The sequence below is a fragment of the Plantactinospora sp. CA-294935 genome, from assembly GCF_050936445.1.
GTDB lineage: Bacteria > Actinomycetota > Actinomycetes > Mycobacteriales > Micromonosporaceae > Plantactinospora.
On the sequence record NZ_JBNJMU010000001.1, the window covers coordinates 8078976 to 8096204 of the forward strand.

Consider the following 17229-nt stretch of genomic DNA (forward strand, 5'->3'; position numbering starts at 1 on the left):
GCCGGCTGCCTGCCCTGCGCTCGCCGGAATGCGGATGCAGATCATGTTGCGTCTTCAGTGACCGGCGCAGTACGCCGATGCCCTTGCTCACCCTCGCCGTGCACTGCGGGTGGGGGCGGACCGGGCCAGTTCTTGGGCGGCCGTCCAGACCAGCAGCGACGACTGTAGCCGGGCCCCCCAGCCGACGGGTGTGGCGCGGACACCGAGGCGGGCGCCACACATCGCCGCCGTCATGGTGGCGGTGATCCCTCCCGGCCGTGCGCGAGCAAACCCGCCGCCACGGCTGCGGCCGGCTCGTCCGGATGGGTGAGGAAGATCGCCAGTGCCACGGCGAGCGGGCGGACCGCCGGGTGGTGACGATCGAACCGCTGCGCCAGCCGGTCAGGGTCGAGCCGCTGCCCCGCCAGAGACACGACGCTCTGCAGCGCGTGGACCGTCTCCGGACGCCGGGCATGGCTGGCGAGGATGACGCCGAGATCATCCGGCCGGAGCGGACGCCGACGCAGCCCCGCGTCGCGATTGCCACCGCGACGGCCTGGACGGCGGCGACGTCGGTCGCCACGGCGTCATCATTGAACCTTTTTCAACCTCCCCTTGCGGTCCCTCGGACCGTAGGGTCGGACGCGGTGCGTGCGCGCCGTGCGGTTCAGGTTGAATCCCGGGTGACCCCCAGTTCAGCGCCAGACGGCCACACCGTCCCCGTTGACCGGGAACCCGGACGGCAGGGCAGGCAGGTGGATCCGTCACCGTACTGGGCGGGCGGCTCGATCCCGCACCATTGTGAACAGCTTCTCGTGCTCGTCCAGGCTTCGCTCGGCCGCGAAGAGTTCCCGCGCCTCGCGGGCCTTGGCCTCCCGCCGGTCCGCCGGGGTGGCCCCCTGCTCCAGGATCGCCCGGTACAGCGCGTCCGGGTCGCGGAGCGGGACTATTGAGCCGAACTGCGTCGCCTGGACGGGATACCGCCCGCCGGGCAGGTCGGTGGTCACCGACGGTACGCCGCACATCATCGCCTCGGCCTGCACGATGCCGAACGACTCCGCGTTGGACGGCAGTGCGAACACGTCGATCGAGGCGTAGAAGTCATCGATCTCCTGGCCTCGTAGCTCGCCGAGCACCTCGACGCGGTTGTCCGCGCCGATCTCCGCCCTGATGTCCGCGAGGTTGTTGCCGCCCATCACGGTCTCGTAGTTGCCGCCGATCAGCAGCCGGGCGTCGGGGTCGGCGATCCGGCGGAAGGCCCGGACGAGGTAGGGGATCCCTTTGTCCTCGACGATGCGGCCGAGGAAGCCGACGTGCAGCCCGCCGGTGCGGCGGTAACGCGGCTGGCCGCCACGGCGGTCGAGACATGGTGCGGCAATAGAGCGGAACTCCCGCCCCTTCATCAGCGGCCAGAACTTCGACGCATGGGCCTGGTCCTCGCTGTAGGCGACCACCGCCGCGGAACGGCGGATCGCGGCCCGGGACGTCGCGTCAGACACGGCGACCGCGATCCGGCTCAGCCCGCCAGGAGGCAGGTACAGGTCGATGTGCACCATGCTCACAATCGGGGTGGGCCCGGCAAGTCTGGCCACCAGCGCGGCCTCGGCCATCGGCAGGTTTAGGTGGAGCAGGGCGGAGCGGCGGACGATCCGGGCTACCTCGAACGGGTACGCCGGGCTGATCTGCGTCCGGGAGATCCGGCCGAGCACCGGTGACCGGTAGACATCCACCCCATTGATGGTCTCCCGGCGCGGGGTGGACCGGTCGTGCTGGCTGGCCACCACCGCCACCCGCCAGCCACGCGCCGCCATCCCCTCGGCGACGGTACTGGCCGTGTGGGTCAGGCCGCTCATGTACGGCAGGTAGTAGGTCAGCGCGACGGTGAGATCGTACCGTTGGTCTGGGTTGTTCATCGACAGGGCGTCCTTTCCCGACAGTTTGAAATCGACACGACGACGAGCTTCCCGCTGAGGTCCGAAAAGCCGCCCTGGGACACAGAGGGAACCGCCCGAAGGCGGATGGTCAACTGGCCGCGATCGACGCGCGGTGTGGCGACGGTGTCGGCGAAGGGCTTCTCCCCTCCCCCTCTCAGCCAGGTGGCCCCGAGCCCAAGATGTGGTTCGCGCGATTCTTCAGGGCTCACCGCCGGACCACCTCCGCGTACGCCTGCAGAGTGCGGGCGGCCGCCGTATCCCAGGAATGGCGGCCGAGGATGTACCGGCGGGCACGGTCACCCAGCCCCGGGTCGTCGTCGCTCAGCACCCGGAGCAGCGCGGCCGCCAGTTCGTCTGGATCGAGTGTCCCGGTCCGCACGCACGCCCCCTCCGCGCTACCGACCACGTCCGGGTCGAACCCGGGGCCGACCACCGCGCGGGCCCGCAGCGCCATTGCCTCCACGGCGGCGAACCCGAACGGCTCGTACGTCGACGGGAAGACGCACGCGTCGGCCGCCACCACGTGGGCACGGAGTTCCTCGGTGTCCAGGTACCGCCCGAGTACGTGCACGCGCCCGGCCAGCCCCGCGTCCTCGACCCGCTCGCGCAGCCGCTGGTCGATGGAGGTGTCGTCGGGCCAGCCGGTGCCGGCCAGGATCAAGGTGACGTCGGCGCCATCGGCGAGCGTCCGACGGACCGCCTCGATCAGCTCGTTCACTCCCTTGTGTGCCCCGTACCGGCCGGCGAACATGATCATCCGTCGTCCGTCCGGGATCCCGTACAGCGCCCGGACCTTGTCCCGTACGGCGCCGCGTTCGATGTCGTCCGGGCATTCCATCCGCCATGCCTTCCCAGGGCCGTGTGAAACCACGGCGATGTCGTCACGGCCGGCCAGGTGGGGAATGCCAGCCACGGTGTGCGTCGACGGAACCATGATCAACCGAGCTCGACGACTCAGCGCCCGGTTCAGGGTCCGTCCGAGCGCGGCGACCGGGCCCCGGCCCCGATCCCGGAAAAAGATCTCGGCTGAGTGCACGTGATAGCAGACCGGCATCCGAAACAGGACGGCACAGACCAGACCGGCTGGCGCACACATCCAGTCGTGCACCGCGACCAGGTCGACCTTCTCCCGGGCGTGCAGCCGGCGGGCGTACCAAGCCCCGACGATGTTCAGCCGGGCGACCGCGGCCATCATCCCGATTCGGGACCGCGGCAGTGCGGTTCGTGCCCATGGCGGCGTGACCAACACCCGGCGGACGGTCGCCTCGTGGTACTGGAACACGCGCTTCAGGCGGTGGTGCCGGGACGCGCCCACCAGATGGACCTCGGCATCCTGGGAGGCCAGGGCACCGAGCAACCCCTCTATGTAGGTACCGATCCCGCCAAACGGATCGGGCGGCGCGCCGGTGGAGACGATGACGATCCTCAAGTCACCCTGCCTTTCTGATCATCCGGAACGACCACCCGGAACACCTGGGCCGCATGGTCGGAGAAGGCCTCGCCGCCGCTGCCGAGCCGATAGTCGAGCGCGGTCAGGTCTCCGGTCGTGAACAGCCAGTCGAGCCGCCACAGCCGAGGCAGTGGATAGTCGGCGGCGGGCCACGTGCCAGGCGGCGCGAGAGACCCCGTGGGGACATGCACCCGGATATCGGCTCCGGGCGGGGACAGCTCCATCCAGGGCGAGTTGAAATCACCGGCCAACACGGCCGCGTGGGGGTTTCCAGCCAGATCGGCGCGCAGCTTGCGTAGTTCGCGGAGCCGCCAGACGCCCTGCTCCTTGAGTGCCCGATAGAAACCGCCACTCAAGGGGTTTCCGCTGATCCGGAAGGGCACCGGTAGGTGCACGTTGTAGAAGGAGACTACGCGCCCCCCGACCCGGATGTCGGTACGTTGCGCCTTGGTCCCCTTTCTGAACCATTCCATGCCCGTACCGGGAACTGGATGGTGGTACGCCGCGACGATGGGCAATCGGGACAGCGTGACCAACTCGCCCTCGACCGACATCTGGTAGCCAGGGAACTCCGTGCGGAGCCGGGCCGACTCGTCGATACGGAGCGGCTCCCCCCGCCGATAAACGTATTCCTGCAAGAGATAGATATCGGCGTCCTGCTGGCGCAGGAAGGCGTAGAAGGCGTCCTCGTCGTTCACCATCTCCCAGTAGTCCGTGTTCCAGGCGAAGACCTTGACCGTGCTACCTCCGGGGCCGCCGGTAGCCGTGTCCGCACACGCCGGGCCATAGCCTGCCAACTGAGTCCCGGAAAGCAGCACCAGAACCAGGACCACCGAAAGCCGACAGCGCATCTGCCGCGCGAACGGCACAAGCGAGAGAAAGAACAGTGGCACCGTCACCACGGCAAGCGGTGGCGTGGCCTCGAAGATGAACCACGGCCACCAGCGGCCGACGAGCAGAACATGCAAGAGGAGGAACGTGGTCCATGCCGCCGTGGCCGTGACGAGGAGCCGTGTTCCCCTGCCCCAGAGGCCCTTCACCGTGTCCGGGTCAGGAACCGCGACAGTGCCTCTCTTCCGAAGCCACGGCCACGGCCACTGGCGATCTCCACTGTGGTGCTCTTCAGGGGAAACGGCTCCGCCGGCACCGGAACACCGAGAAACTCGCACAGTGGTCCCCATTCATCACGGATATCATAAATGAGCAGACGATCAGCGGGGACGGTCTCGATGACCTGATCCGTGTGTGCCTGAAATTGCTCGACGGCGCGTTCTGGTTTCCCTTCGGCCACCAATTTCAGGGCCTGGCCTTCGAGCGTACGCTGAAACAGCTCAATCAGTGGGGCAAGGTCCGTACCGAGCGTCGACGACACTCGTATGGCACCCCTGCCGTACCACGTGTTTATGTGCCGTCGCCGCTTGAGCAGTGTCCTTTGGATACTGCTTATCCATTGCTCCGGGTCGCGTACCGTGTGGACGACTTTCACCTCCGGGCAGTACTCGACAAGTCGCCGCCAGCAGGGCGTGACCGGCTCGCACACCATTGACTTATAGCAAGCGAATATCTCCTCCCAGTTCGTCGGTTTGCCTTCAACGGCCCCGAGTAATGGCCGGATCAGCCGGGGATTCCTGAATACCTCCCCGGCCTCAAGACACGGCCCGAAGCCGAGTTGCACCAGCGCGGTAGTGAGGGATGTCGTCCCCGTCCGGCCGTACCCGGTACCTATGACGTGCATCATTGCCTACTCCCTGGTAAGCGATCGGGCAGGTGACGTTTGAGCTGCCCCTCGTCTGGCTGTCACGAAGCGAGTCCCGGCCAGCACTCCCAGCACTCCGAGGGTCGCGATCACATGCCCCAAGGTGGTGACGAACCGGCTCAGCAGCAGCAGTACGATGAGGTCCGGGCCACTGACCAGGACGCCGAGCGTGAGGCCGAGCACGACCTCACGCACGCCGAGGCCGGCAGGTGCCTGCGACAGCGCTCCGGCGATCGCGCTGAGGACGAAACCGCCTATGCCAAGCGTCATCGCGGATGCGGGAGGTGCGCCGAGGGCGACCGCGAGGATCACCGCGTGCGTGCCGTTGCAGCACCACCCGAGGACGTTGAGTGCGACCACCCCCATAGTGGTCCTACCGGTGGGCAGCACGATCTCGTGTTCACCACGTCGCAAGATGCGTTGCCCGAGGCCGAGCAGCCTGGTGAGCAGGCGTGGCACCAGGATGACCGCACCGGCGGCGGAGAGCACGAGCGGCACCGACAGCCACCACATTGGATTGCCCGCCGCCAGGTGCGGAACCGCCACCAAGCCGACGATGCCCCCGCTGAGCATGGTCATAACGAGCGTGATCAGACCAGCCGCCATGAGCCGGGACGCTGGCGCTCCGACCCTCCTCGCGAGCGCGGCCTGCACGATCGGGGGCCAGATCCCGCCGGGAAGATAGACCGTCACTCCTGACAGGAAGAACACCCAGGCCGCATCCGAAATCGTGAGTCGTACACCGGTGCCGGCTACCAGCAGTCGCCACCCGAAGAATCCCGGAGCCGTTCCCACCACGGTGAATCCGACCGCGAGACCGACGGCGCTCCAGCCCACAGAACTCAGACTCTCGCCGAGCCCATTTCGTACACGCCAGATCTGCCAGAACAGAAATACGACGACGATCGAATAGATGATGGTTCGGAGGACCTTGAGCAGACACCGACGGCCGTTCGGTGAATTCGTCACTACCGCACCAGCGTCCCCGGCCACCGGGCACCGATCGGCAATCACCGAAGAGTAATCCTCCATCGGGGCGGCCACGTCGGCTCCTCACGGTAGACGGATTGCGTTGATGGAGGGGACCTTGGTCACGAGTACGAGTGCGCCGATCGCGCAGACCCAGCTCCCGATGGACACGATGAGGGCACGGTCCCGCAGGAGCAACCCGACCGGGTCACCGCCTTCCTTCAGCACCAGAACCACTTGGAGGTACCGGAAGAGCGTGTACAGCACGAAAGGCAAGGAGATCAGCAGCACCTCCTGTCTGTACGGTGCGGTCGGCGCCTCGGTGGCCAGGTACGTCAACGTGGCGGCGAGACAGAGCACGCTGGCGACCAGCAGCAGATGGTTCAGGAATTCCACCGAGTAGCCACGGAGCGAGGGGCGGTGCTCAACTCCGACCTCCATCAGTTCGTACCGGCGTTTTCCGAGGATCAGCAGGAGCGATCCGGAGAAGACAGCAATGAGCAGCCAACTGGATGCCGCGACGTCGGTGGCCAGGTATCCCTGAACGACCCGCAACACGAACCCACCGGAGATCGCGCCCATTTCGATCAACGGCACATGTTTGAGGCCGGCGGTGTAGGCGAGGTTCAGACCCAGATATCCGAGTATCGGCCAGGAGCTGCCGTGCGGCGCGAACGCGAACAGCAGGCCCAGACCGCCGGTCAGCACTGCGCCGTACAGGACGAGCGCGGTGACGGAGAGCCGGCCAGCCGCGATCGGGCGGCGGCTCTTTCCCGAGTGCAGTCGGTCGAGGCGCCGGTCGACCAGGTCGTTGACGAGGTAGACGACGGCGGCGGCGAGGATGAACGCCACGATGGACCAGGCCACGCGCTCGAGAGCGGACCACGACCACGCCTCCAGGTCCACCAGCGCAATTGGCACCACCAGCACGTTCTTGGTCCAGTGCGCCGGCCGGGCCAGCCGGAAGAGGTCCATGACCTGCCGCCCTACACCGGCCCGCTCCCGCTTGACGGGTTGCTCCCGTTTGGTGGGTTGTTCCCACACAACATTGACGCTGTCCACGCGGCCCCCGCCTGCCTTAGAAGAAGACTCTCGCCAACGACAGGGCTCCCTGGCGCCAGGCGTCCCGGCTGGTTCGGCCTACACCCGCCGGGCGCTGTTGGCACCACCAGTCATAAGAGCGCAGAATCGCGTCCTCATTGGAGAACCGTGGCGAGAATCCGAGTCGTTCACGTGCCTTGTCGATGGACACGTACGAGTCAATCAGCAGTTTGTGTGCCAGCCGGCGATAGACCGGCGAGAGGTGGCTACGCTCCAGCAGCCGCAGAAGCGGCAGGGCAGGCCGTACCGGCAGCGATACAACACGCTTACCGTGCCCCGCGGCATCGAGTACCGACTGAAATGCGGCGCGCAGCGTCCCGAACTCGGCGGCACCTAGATTGTAGGTATCGCTGGCGGCCTCGTCGGGTGCCGACAGCAGCAGCATGATGAACTCGACGAGGTCCTCCACGGCGAGCATCTGACTCAGAATGTCGCCGCGCCCGAGAACGGGAAAGTTGCGGCCGTCCGCGGCCCATTCGAAAAGCATCGCGAACAGGCCCATGCGACCGGGGCCGAGAAAGGTCTTCGGGCGAACAATCGACACGCACATTCCAGTGTCCCGAAATTCCTCCGCGATCTCCTCCGCCTCCGCCTTGGCCCGGCTGTAGGCGTCCACCGGCCGGCGCGGATGGGTCTCCGAAGTCGGCACCTCTAACGGCAGGCCGTAGACCGCGGCCGAGGAGACATGGATGACACGAGGCACATCGGCGGCCCGGGCGGTCCCGAATACATTGCGGGTGCCGTCGACGCTGATTTCCCGGAGCCGTCCCTTCGAATAGCTCGGCAATCCGCTGGCACAGTGCACGACGGCGGTGGCACCGGAGAACAGATCGGTCAGGAGCACCTGATCGCCGATGTCTCCGGTCGTGTGCTCCACGCCGTTCGTCGGCTCCGCAGGCGCGCGTAGGTCGACGCTGTGAACCTCATATCCCGCACGCGCCAACCGGCGAACCAGATTGTCCCCCAGCATTCCGGATCCGCCTGTCACCACGATCCGATCGCCCACCGAATCACCCCCTTCTTATGCCGAATTGAGTTGTTTTGCTCGCGGCGGCACAGTCCCACGGCATGTACGGTTCACGAAAAGCCACCGGACGTCTCTGGTGGGCCACGCACGTGCCCTGAGATAGCCACGCATTGCGGCGACTACGTCAGCTCGCATCACATTAAGACCGATGAACGAGGGATGATCTTCCCGTGGCACTGGTTTCCTTGTGTCCACGGGCGCAGCTTCCGCCTCGGCCGATTTCTCACCGGATCGGCCAGGCATTCGATTTTCCCAGTGTCGACGCTTGCCCCCACGACCTTCCGTGCTGCCGTCGCCGCAACGGCGACAACAGAGGAGCGATCGCGAGCAAGCTGCGCCGCGTCAGACTGTTGTCTGATCTTCACGTGGATGATCGGTTTTGGTCGAATCTCATCAAACCGTCTCCTTATATCTAAGATCTTTGGAGTACGCGACAGTCGCATGCGCCAACTCCGATGAACCGAGCACATTGAAGCACACCACACGGCTGTTTCAATCTGGCTTCACCCGGGAAAGTAGTTGTTTTGACTCTGCCTCTAACCGGAAATATCCCTGACCACGACGTGAATCTGCCGGTGCCGGTCGACCGTGTTGATCAGGTTCCGGAACGACTCACGGCGACAATTGCCGTCGAGTCAGCGATCATCAGGGATCGCTGGCCGCAAGAGTTTCCTGCGGGAGCGAAGTCCTCGGCGCCACCCGCCCTGCGGCGCTGCGTTGACGAGTTGGACAAGCTCGCGATGGATGTCGTCGGTCGCTGAATCTGGGATCTGGCCCAAATTTCGTGATCAGGCCTGACCCCTGTGGTGTCTGGTCCACCGAACCTTTTTCAACCTGAACCGCGCGGCGCTCACACACCGCGTCCGGCGAGCCGGTGGAGATCCGGCTACCGGTGCGACGGTTCTTCTGCGACACGCCGGTATGCCCCGCGCGCACGTTCGCTGAGCAGAGCCACACCGGTCGGGGGTGCCGCTTACCGGGTTCGGGTCTCCACCCGGTAGGTGCGAGTTTGCGACCCGTCCTCGCTGGTCACGGTGACCAGCCAGGTGGGGCGGCGGGCCGATCCGGTCCGCCCGATGCGGACGGTGGCGTACGGGTCGTTGGCGGTCGCGGTGACCACGGCTCGGTCGGGGTGGGCGGCGGTGACACGGTAGTCGGCGCGGGCCGGGTCGAAACCGGCGAGCGGTCTGCCGTCTACCGCGAGCGCGGACAGCACGGCGTCTGACGAGGTGCCCGGCGCCTTGGCGAGGACCTCGATCTCGCCGAGCGTCAGGTATCCGCCCGCGCGGGGCGTAAGCACCACGCACACGCCGGTCGTGACGCCCGCGGCCACCGGGACGTCGACCGCCGGCGTGCCGTCGGTGCCGACCGCCACCTCCCCGCTCGCGTCAGCGCACGTGCCGTCGGCACCAAGCACCTGTACGCGCAGGCTCTGGGCCAGGCCGCCACCATCCGCGCTGTCCCGGTAGAAGTGGGTCACCACGCGGGTCACGTCAACCGGCCGGGGCAGCTTGATCGTGATGGTCTCGGACGGGTTCTGGATGCCGGACTTCCAGTTGGACCAGGCCTTTTCCGCGGTCGCGCCGTTGCGCAGCCCCGCCGGCGAGTAGCCGCCCTCGGTGAAGGTCGCGGTCACCGACGCACCGTCCACGAGCGCGGCATTGGTCTGCCCCGGCGCCGTGACCTGCACCCGGGCGGTCGCCGGGAGCACGGCGCCGTCGACCACACGCGCCACACCGGTCAGCGTCGCCACGCCGGCTCGGTCGAACGCGCCGGGTGGCGCCGGATCCCAGGTCACGGGCAGGGATGCCCGGCCACCGTGCGCACCCAGCCCGACCACCGTCGCCGGCAGTTCGGGAACCCCGCCGGTGTACGTCTTGGCCCGTCCCGGTTCCGTCGCGGTGAACCTGTCCACGGCGACCTTCGCTGTCGCCGCGACCCGGTTGCCGAGGACATCCGTCGCTATGCCGCGGACGGTGACCACGTCGGGCTTGCGCCACGCTGCCGGCGGCGGGTCCTGCCAGGTCACCGGCAGGGCGCGCCGGGCGCCGCCGCGCAGCACCGCCGTCACGGTCTCCGGCAACACGGGCGTACGGCGGGGCACGGTGTAGAGCTCGGCTGTCTCGGTGCTGGCGACCACCTCGTCCAGCGCCGCCCAGCGTTGGTTATCCGCGCCGGTCGGCTGCCAGAGCGAGACCGGGCTGCCGTCGGCGGTGGCGCCGCCGGACACGTCGAGCACGCGCCGGCCGGCGATGTTGACGAAGGTGTACGTGCCGTCACCGGTCGTGGAGAGAATCCACCGGGCACCGTCGTCGGGGCGGGTGGTGGCGTCCTCCAGCACGGTAACCGTGCCGCGCACGGCGAGCCGCTGGCCCGTGCCGGCGTTGACGATGACGTAGCGATCGCGGTTGCCGGTACCGCGGCCCAGTTCGCAGACGTACCAGAGCTGGTCAGGGCGGTCCGTGTCGGTCGTGCGCAGCACCGCCGACTCACCGCCCGCGGAGGGCGCCAACGACCGTCCGCTCTGCACACCCTGCAGCCGGTACGGGTGGTCGGCCCGGATGTGGTCCGCGTCGGCGGCCACGCCGGAGACGCCACTAACCAGGAACGTCGTGACCGACTCGCCAGGCACGGCGAGCGTGGCGGAGCGCCCCTTGACCCGTACCGCGTTGCCGCGCACGAGCTTTCCCTCCGCGCTGGTCACCACGGGCGTGACGGTGGCACCGGGGCTCACGTGGGCGAAGCGGGACAGGTCCAGCGTCACGGGGTGCGAATCGGCGTCGGCGTTGACATGCACCACGACCGCGTCCCGGCCGGACCTCTTGACCGCCGCGATACTCGCCGGGTCATCCACTTTGACCAAACGGTCACCCGGGCGGATGTGGTGGGTGAAGTTTCGGATCGTGTCGAACTTGGTGTTCGTCCTGATCGGACAGGTAGCCAGGGTGTCAGCCGCCGTGCAGGTGAACGGCACGTGGATGCTCCCCCACTGCAGGTTGCCCTCGGCCACCATGTTTTCGGCGTCCTCGACCGGCTGCCACAGCACCCAGGCCGAGGGCTCCAACTCGCGCAGGTCGTCGATGATCCGGCGGGCCATACCCAGGCCCGAGTCCATGCTCGTGAAGTCGTTGCCCCAGCTGCCCTCGACCTCGCTCATCCACAGCGGACGCCCTTCGGCCTTGGCCACGTCCCGGGCGGCGGTGCGCTGCCCCGTGCCGTACGTGTGCACGTTGAGCTGGGCGACCGCCGCCTGCGCGTCGGCCGGGTAGCCGTACCAGTCCTGCAGGAAAATGCCGGGGTTGGTCTCGTCCGGCGCCGACACCGCCGCGCCGGTCGACGCGGTGGCGAGCCGGCGATGCAGCGCCAGTAGCACCTGCGCCTGCAACGTGGGCCCGACGTGAGCACCCTCCTGCCGCCCGCCCGTGGGCCGGCCGTCCGGGCCGAGCGTGGTGCGCCAGTACGGGGTGTTCGGCTCGTTCAGCGGGTCGATGGTGTCGAACTCGATGCCGTGTGCCCGCTCGATATGCTCGGTGACCCGCACGAGGTAGTCGGCGAACTCGTTCACCCGGTCCGCCCGGATCTGGTCGGCGTTGGGGTCGAAGCCGCCGGAGACGTACCCGCTGACGGTCTGGAACCACGGCGGCGAGTTGCTGAACGCCTCCCAGGTGTCGACCCGATCCTTGATCTGGTCGATCCACCAGCGCTGGTTGGCGTCGGCATCCCACTCCCAGTGGTCCGGGTTGTCCGGATCCCACCACTCCTTGTCGCCGGGCCCGTACGCCTTCGGCGCCTTCCAGAACCCAGGCACCGCGCCGCCACGGCGCAGGTAGTCCGGGACGGTGGGCGCGTTGCCGCCGCCGATGTTGTACCGGGCGATGTTCAACCGCAGGCCGTCCTCGCCGAAGAGCAGGTCGACCAGCTTGTCGCGGACCTCTTCCGGGTACCCGCCGGTGGCGTTCGCGAACCAGACCAGGCTGGTGCCCCAGCCTTGGAACGACTGCTGCTGGTACGACGGGTCGATTCGGATCGTCACCCCGTCCGGAGCGGTCGCAGACGCTGGCTCAGCGGCCGCTTGCGGCGCGGCGGCGCTCGCCGTCAGCGCCACGCCGAGTGTCGCGGCAGCCGTCGCGCTGGCCACCCGAGTCACGCTACGTCGAGCCGTCATTGCACGCCCTCCGATCCCACACCCGGCCGCTAGCGTGCCGCCACGCCGCCCTAGACGTGATGGACTGATCAACCGGACCCTGGCTGATGGCCACGGCTACCGGGCTCGACATCGATGGTTGCGTAAACATCGATGCCGTCAAGTTAACATGTTGGCGTAACCACGCAAAGGGTGCCCGAAAGCGCACGTCATCGCGCCGCAACAGCGTGGCCCGTCGACTCATCCGCAAACGGACTGAGGCGCCACCGCTCCCTGCGATCAGCGCTGTGGGGCCGCAGTGCTGGAGCGGACCACGAGCCGGGTCGGCACGAGGTCTGTGCCTGGGTCGGCGGGCTCGTTGCGGATTTGCCGCAGCAGTGCCTGCACACAGCGGCGACCCACTTCGGCGAAGTCCTGGTGCACGGTGGTCAGCGGGGGAAGGTACGCGGATGCGTCCGGGATGTCGTCGAAGCCGACCACGCTGACCTGTGCCGGCACCTGACGGCCCCGCTCGTGCAACGCCCGCAGCACGCCCAGCGCCATCTGGTCATTGGCCGCGAAGACGGCGGTGCAGTCGGGCTGTTCGACCAGGCGCAGGCCGGCCCGGTAGCCGGACTCGGCGGACCAGTCGCCGCGCTCGACCGGTGGCACGGGGCGGCCCTCGGCCTCGAGCACCTCGCGCCACGCTTTGGCGCGCCGTTCGCTGGCGAACGACTCGACCGGGCCGGCCACATGCCAGACGGTGCGATGACCCAGATCGAGCAGGTGGCGTACGGCTTGACAGGCGCCGTCGGCCTGATCGGTGTCGACGACGGGGTAGCGGTCGCCGGCGTCCGGGTCCACGACCACGGCGTGCACGCCCGGTGGGAGGGCCACGGTGTTGGTGTCGAGAAGGTGGATCTCGATGATCACGATGACACCGTCGACGGCGAGCTCCCCCATCCTCGTGAAGGCACCGAGCACGTTGTCCTGGGTCGGCGCGCCCAGGGGGATCAGGGTGGTCGCGTAGCCCTCTGTCGCAGCGTGGGTGGCGATGGCCTCGACGGTGCGGCTGTTGCCGGTCGAGGAGAGGTTGAACAGGATCACGCCGATGGTGTTGAACCGGCCGTAGCGCAGGGCGCGGGCGGCACTGTTGGGTCGGTAGCCCAGCTGCCGCATCGCGTCGAGCACCTGCTGCCGGGTCGTCTCGATGACCGCGGAGTCGCCGTTGGAGACCCGGGACACGGTCTGGGACGAGACGCCCGCGAGCCGAGCCACGTCCGCCATGGAGACCCGCTGCTTGCGGCGTCCACCGGGTATCCCGGAGCCGCCGCGTTGGGCGCCACCGGCCGGGACGACCTGTGGTCGATGGCCTCGAGTGTCTGCATCCATCGTCGCTCCCGCCTGCGATGTGCCCACAGCAAAAGCCCACGCGGCGCATCCGAGCCGTTACTTGACGGTCGTGGTGACGGATGCCACGATACCGCAACGCAAGTTTGCGTAAACATCACCATCTCCGCCGCACGTGGTGCTCAGCGCCACACAGTAGACCTCTGACTGCGATGTTTACGTGAACATCACGTCCAGGTGCCGGACGGGAAGGAGCGCGCCGATGCCTACGGCAGGGCGCACACGCCGCTCACGAAACCAGAAATCGGCAACCGCCAGCCGGCGGTCCTGGGTCGGTTGGCAGTTCACCGGACCGTTCATGGCGGTATTCGCGCTGGTGTTCCTGGCGCCGATCGCCTACTCCCTGTACCTGAGCGTGTTCCGGACACAGTTGATCGGGGGCACGACGTTCGTCGGTCTGGACAACTACACCAGGGCGCTGACCGACGGGCAGTTCTGGTCGGCGTTCGGCCGGGTGGCATCCTTCCTGGCGGTGCAGGTGCCAATAATGCTGTTTCTGGCGTTGTTGATCGCCCTGGCTATCGACAGTGGGCGGTTGTACGGGTCCGGGTTCTTCCGGATTTCGGTGTTCCTGCCGTATGCGGTGCCCGCAGTGGTCGCCACCCTGATGTGGGGCTTCATGTACGGCAGTCAGTTCGGCCTGGTCGGCAACCTCAACGAGACGCTCGGGATGTCACTGCCGGACCCGCTCTCGCCGGACCTGATCCTCGCCTCGATCGGCAACATCGTGACGTGGGAGTTCGTCGGCTACAACATGCTGATCCTCTACTCGGCGCTGCGGGTGGTGAACCCGTCCCTGTACGAGGCTGCGCAGATCGACGGAGCGGGCCAGTTACGGATCATCACGGCGATCAAGCTGCCGGCCCTGCGCGGCCCGCTGCTCATCGCGACGATCTTCTCGATCATCGGCAGCTTTCAACTTTTCAACGAACCCAGCATCCTCAAGACCTTGGCGCCGAATTCCATCACCACCTACTTCACGCCGAACCTCTACGCCTACTCGCTGTCGTTCGCAGGCCAGCAGTTCAACTACGCGGCCACGGTCGCGATCGTCATGGGCGTGATCACGATGATCGTCGCGTACCTGGTCCAGCTGCGCGGCATGCGGAAGGCGGTCTGAGCATGGCCACCACCTCCATGACCGAACCGACCGCCTCGGGCGTGTCCGCGCACCGCGCACTGACGGTTCGCCGGCAAGCCCAACGGCGGGGCAAGAGTGTCATGCTGACCGCCCTCACCGGCCTCGTGCTGATCTATGCGCTGCTACCGCTGGCCTGGCTGGTGATCAACGCCACCAAGACCCAGCAGGGACTGTTCGACTCCTTCGGTCTGGCTCCGGCCGCGGACTTCGCCTTGTTCAGCAACATCGCCGACACGTTCACCTACGACAACGGCATCTTCACCCGCTGGCTGCTGAACACCCTGCTGTACGTGGCGCTCGGTGCCGGCGGCGCGACCCTGCTGGCGGCGCTGGCCGGCTACGGGCTGGCGAAGTTCGAATTCCCGGGCAAGAAGGCGGTGTTCGCGGTGGTCATCGGCGCGGTCGCGGTGCCGGGCACCGCGCTGGCTGTGCCGACCTTCCTGATGTTCTCCAGTCTGGGTCTGACCAACACGCCGTGGGCGATCATCATCCCGTCGCTGGTCTCGCCGTTCGGTCTCTACCTGATGTGGACGTTCGCCAACGACGCCGTGCCCAACGAGCTGATCGAGTCAGCGCGCGTTGACGGCGCCGGGGAGTTCCGGACGTTCTTCTCGGTCAGCGCACCGCTGCTGGCCCCCGGGACGGTCACTGTCCTGCTGTTCAACGTGGTCGCCACCTGGAACAACTACTTCCTGCCCCTGATCATGCTGAAGGATCAGAACTGGTATCCGCTCACGATCGGTCTCAACTCCTGGAACAAGCAGGCCGCCACGGCGGGCGGCGAGACGGTCTTCAACCTCGTGATCACGGGTTCCTTGCTCACCATCGTGCCGCTGATCGCGGCGTTCCTGATGCTTCAGCGGTACTGGCAGTCCGGTCTGGCCAACGGAAGCGTCAAGGGATGACCTGCACCGCGCCCGACACGACACGACACGACACGACACGACACGACGATAAGACATTCCCAAATACCCACGAAGGGAACCGTCATGATGGTCATACGACGCCGAACGTTGTTGGCGAGCGCGGTTCTTTCCGCGTCGCTGCTGGTCACCGCGTGCGGATCCGGTGATGACGGCGATTCCGGCGGACAGTCTGCCGGCGCCTCCGACGCCGACATTCAGGCCGCCCTGGACGCTGGCGGCAGCATCACCGTGTGGGCCTGGGAGCCGACCCTCAAGCAGGTCGCCACCGACTTCCAGGCCAAGTACCCGAAGGTCAAGGTCAATCTGGTCAACGCCGGTACCGGCAACGACCAGTACACCGCCCTGCAGAACGCGATCAAGGCCGGCTCCGGTGTGCCGGACGTCGCCCAGGTCGAGTACTACGCGCTGCCGCAGTTCGTCCTCTCCAAGGCGCTGACCAGTTTGCACGGGTACGGCGCCGACAAGCTGCAGGGCACCTTCACCCCCGGCCCGTGGAACGCCGTGCGACCCGGCGACGGCGTCTACGGTCTGCCGATGGACTCCGGTCCGATGGCGTTGTTCTACAACAAGGAGGTGTTCGACAAGCACGGGCTGAAGGTCCCGACCACCTGGGACGAGTACGTCGCCGAGGCCGGGAAGCTGCACAAGGCCGACCCGAAGGCCTACATCACCAGCGACAACGGCGACGCCGGCTTCACCACCAGCATGATCTGGCAGGCGGGCGGCAGGCCGTACACGGTGGACGGCACCAAGGTGGGCATCAACTTCGCCGACCAGGGCACCCAGAAGTTCACCGCGACCTGGCAGAAGCTCATCGACGGCAAGCTCCTCTCACCCGTCACCGGCTGGAGCGATGCCTGGTACAAGGGGCTCGGAGACGGCACCATCGCGACCCTGGTGATCGGCGCCTGGATGCCCGCGAACCTGGAATCCGGCGTCAAGGCCGCTAGCGGCAAATGGCGCGTGGCACCCATGCCGCAGTGGGAGGCCGGCGGCAAGGTCACCGCCGAGAACGGTGGTAGCTCGCTGGCAATCCCGGAGCAGGGCGCCAACAAGACTCTCGCGTACGCCTTCCTCAAGTACGCCACGGTTGACCAGGGCGCCCAGACCCGGGCCGACGGCGGTGCCTTCCCCGCCACCACCGCGCAACTGAACTCGCCGGGGTTCCTGAACAAGGACTTCCCCTACTTTGGCGGTCAGAAGGTGAACCAGGTCCTCGCCGAGTCCGCCGGACAGGTCGCCTCGAACTGGTCCTACCTGCCCTTCCAGGTCTACGCCAACAGCGTGTTCGGCGACACCGCCGGCAAGGCGTATCTCGGCGGGACCAGCCTGCAGGACGGGCTGAAGGCATGGCAGGACATCTCCATCAAGTACGGCCGGGAACAAGGGTTCACCGTCCAGTAGCGCCCCCGG

General features: G+C 67.3%; 14 protein-coding genes. 4 read left to right on the forward strand and 10 right to left on the reverse strand.

The window, feature by feature from the left end; all coding sequences use genetic code 11:
- Window positions 1–230: 230 nt before the first annotated feature.
- The 8 genes from ACQEVC_RS35575 to ACQEVC_RS35610 all read right to left on the reverse strand — a co-directional run bounded on the left by ACQEVC_RS35575 (window position 231) and on the right by ACQEVC_RS35610 (window position 8195).
- Window positions 231–413, reverse strand: coding sequence for a hypothetical protein (locus tag ACQEVC_RS35575; protein WP_432886803.1), 183 nt, complete (start codon window positions 411–413; stop codon window positions 231–233).
- A 330-nt stretch (window positions 414–743) separates the two neighbouring features.
- The gene (locus tag ACQEVC_RS35580; RefSeq protein ID WP_432886806.1) at window positions 744–1892 is read right to left on the reverse strand and encodes a glycosyltransferase family 4 protein; all 1149 of its coding nucleotides are present in this window, start codon (window positions 1890–1892) and stop codon (window positions 744–746) included.
- Between the two features lie 226 nt (window positions 1893–2118).
- Complete coding sequence (locus ACQEVC_RS35585) at window positions 2119–3342, reverse strand: glycosyltransferase family 4 protein (RefSeq protein ID WP_432886808.1); 1224 nt, start codon at window positions 3340–3342, stop codon at window positions 2119–2121.
- Entirely contained in the window at window positions 3339–4403 is a 1065-nt protein-coding gene (locus ACQEVC_RS35590; RefSeq protein ID WP_432886811.1) for an endonuclease/exonuclease/phosphatase family protein, read from the reverse strand. The genes ACQEVC_RS35585 and ACQEVC_RS35590 overlap by 4 nt, the downstream gene beginning before the upstream one ends.
- The gene (locus ACQEVC_RS35595; RefSeq protein ID WP_432886814.1) at window positions 4400–5101 is read right to left on the reverse strand and encodes a sulfotransferase family protein; all 702 of its coding nucleotides are present in this window, start codon (window positions 5099–5101) and stop codon (window positions 4400–4402) included. Before ACQEVC_RS35595 ends, ACQEVC_RS35590 begins: the two co-directional genes overlap by 4 nt.
- 3 nt (window positions 5102–5104) lie before the next feature.
- Entirely contained in the window at window positions 5105–6163 is a 1059-nt protein-coding gene (locus ACQEVC_RS35600) for a lysylphosphatidylglycerol synthase transmembrane domain-containing protein (protein ID WP_432886817.1), read from the reverse strand.
- Between the two features lie 9 nt (window positions 6164–6172).
- On the reverse strand, window positions 6173–7132 hold the full coding sequence (locus ACQEVC_RS35605; protein WP_432886820.1) for a UbiA prenyltransferase family protein: 960 nt from the start codon (window positions 7130–7132) through the stop codon (window positions 6173–6175).
- A 34-nt stretch (window positions 7133–7166) separates the two neighbouring features.
- Window positions 7167–8195: an NAD-dependent epimerase/dehydratase family protein gene (locus tag ACQEVC_RS35610; RefSeq protein WP_432886823.1), complete on the reverse strand. Its 1029-nt coding sequence runs from the start codon at window positions 8193–8195 to the stop codon at window positions 7167–7169.
- 584 nt (window positions 8196–8779) lie between these two features.
- On the opposite strand from ACQEVC_RS35610, the gene ACQEVC_RS35615 reads away from it, so the two are divergent.
- Window positions 8780–8977, forward strand: coding sequence for a hypothetical protein (locus tag ACQEVC_RS35615; protein WP_432886826.1), 198 nt, complete (start codon window positions 8780–8782; stop codon window positions 8975–8977).
- 212 nt (window positions 8978–9189) lie between these two features.
- On the opposite strand, the gene ACQEVC_RS35620 is transcribed toward ACQEVC_RS35615, so the two are convergent.
- Window positions 9190–12354 (reverse strand): RICIN domain-containing protein, encoded by a 3165-nt coding sequence (locus ACQEVC_RS35620; RefSeq protein ID WP_432886828.1) that lies wholly within the window; start codon window positions 12352–12354, stop codon window positions 9190–9192.
- 285 nt (window positions 12355–12639) lie between these two features.
- The gene (locus ACQEVC_RS35625) at window positions 12640–13731 is read right to left on the reverse strand and encodes a LacI family DNA-binding transcriptional regulator (protein WP_432886832.1); all 1092 of its coding nucleotides are present in this window, start codon (window positions 13729–13731) and stop codon (window positions 12640–12642) included.
- 178 nt (window positions 13732–13909) lie between these two features.
- Here ACQEVC_RS35625 and ACQEVC_RS35630 point away from each other — a divergent pair, with 178 nt between their 5' ends.
- From ACQEVC_RS35630 to ACQEVC_RS35640, 3 genes are all read left to right on the forward strand, one after another.
- The gene (locus ACQEVC_RS35630) at window positions 13910–14869 is read left to right on the forward strand and encodes a carbohydrate ABC transporter permease (protein WP_432886835.1); all 960 of its coding nucleotides are present in this window, start codon (window positions 13910–13912) and stop codon (window positions 14867–14869) included.
- Between the two features lie 2 nt (window positions 14870–14871).
- The gene (locus tag ACQEVC_RS35635; protein ID WP_432886838.1) at window positions 14872–15795 is read left to right on the forward strand and encodes a carbohydrate ABC transporter permease; all 924 of its coding nucleotides are present in this window, start codon (window positions 14872–14874) and stop codon (window positions 15793–15795) included.
- Window positions 15796–15879: 84 nt separating this feature from the next.
- A complete protein-coding gene (locus tag ACQEVC_RS35640) occupies window positions 15880–17220 on the forward strand; it encodes an ABC transporter substrate-binding protein (RefSeq protein ID WP_432886841.1) in 1341 nt (446 codons plus the stop codon).
- Window positions 17221–17229 lie beyond the last annotated feature (9 nt).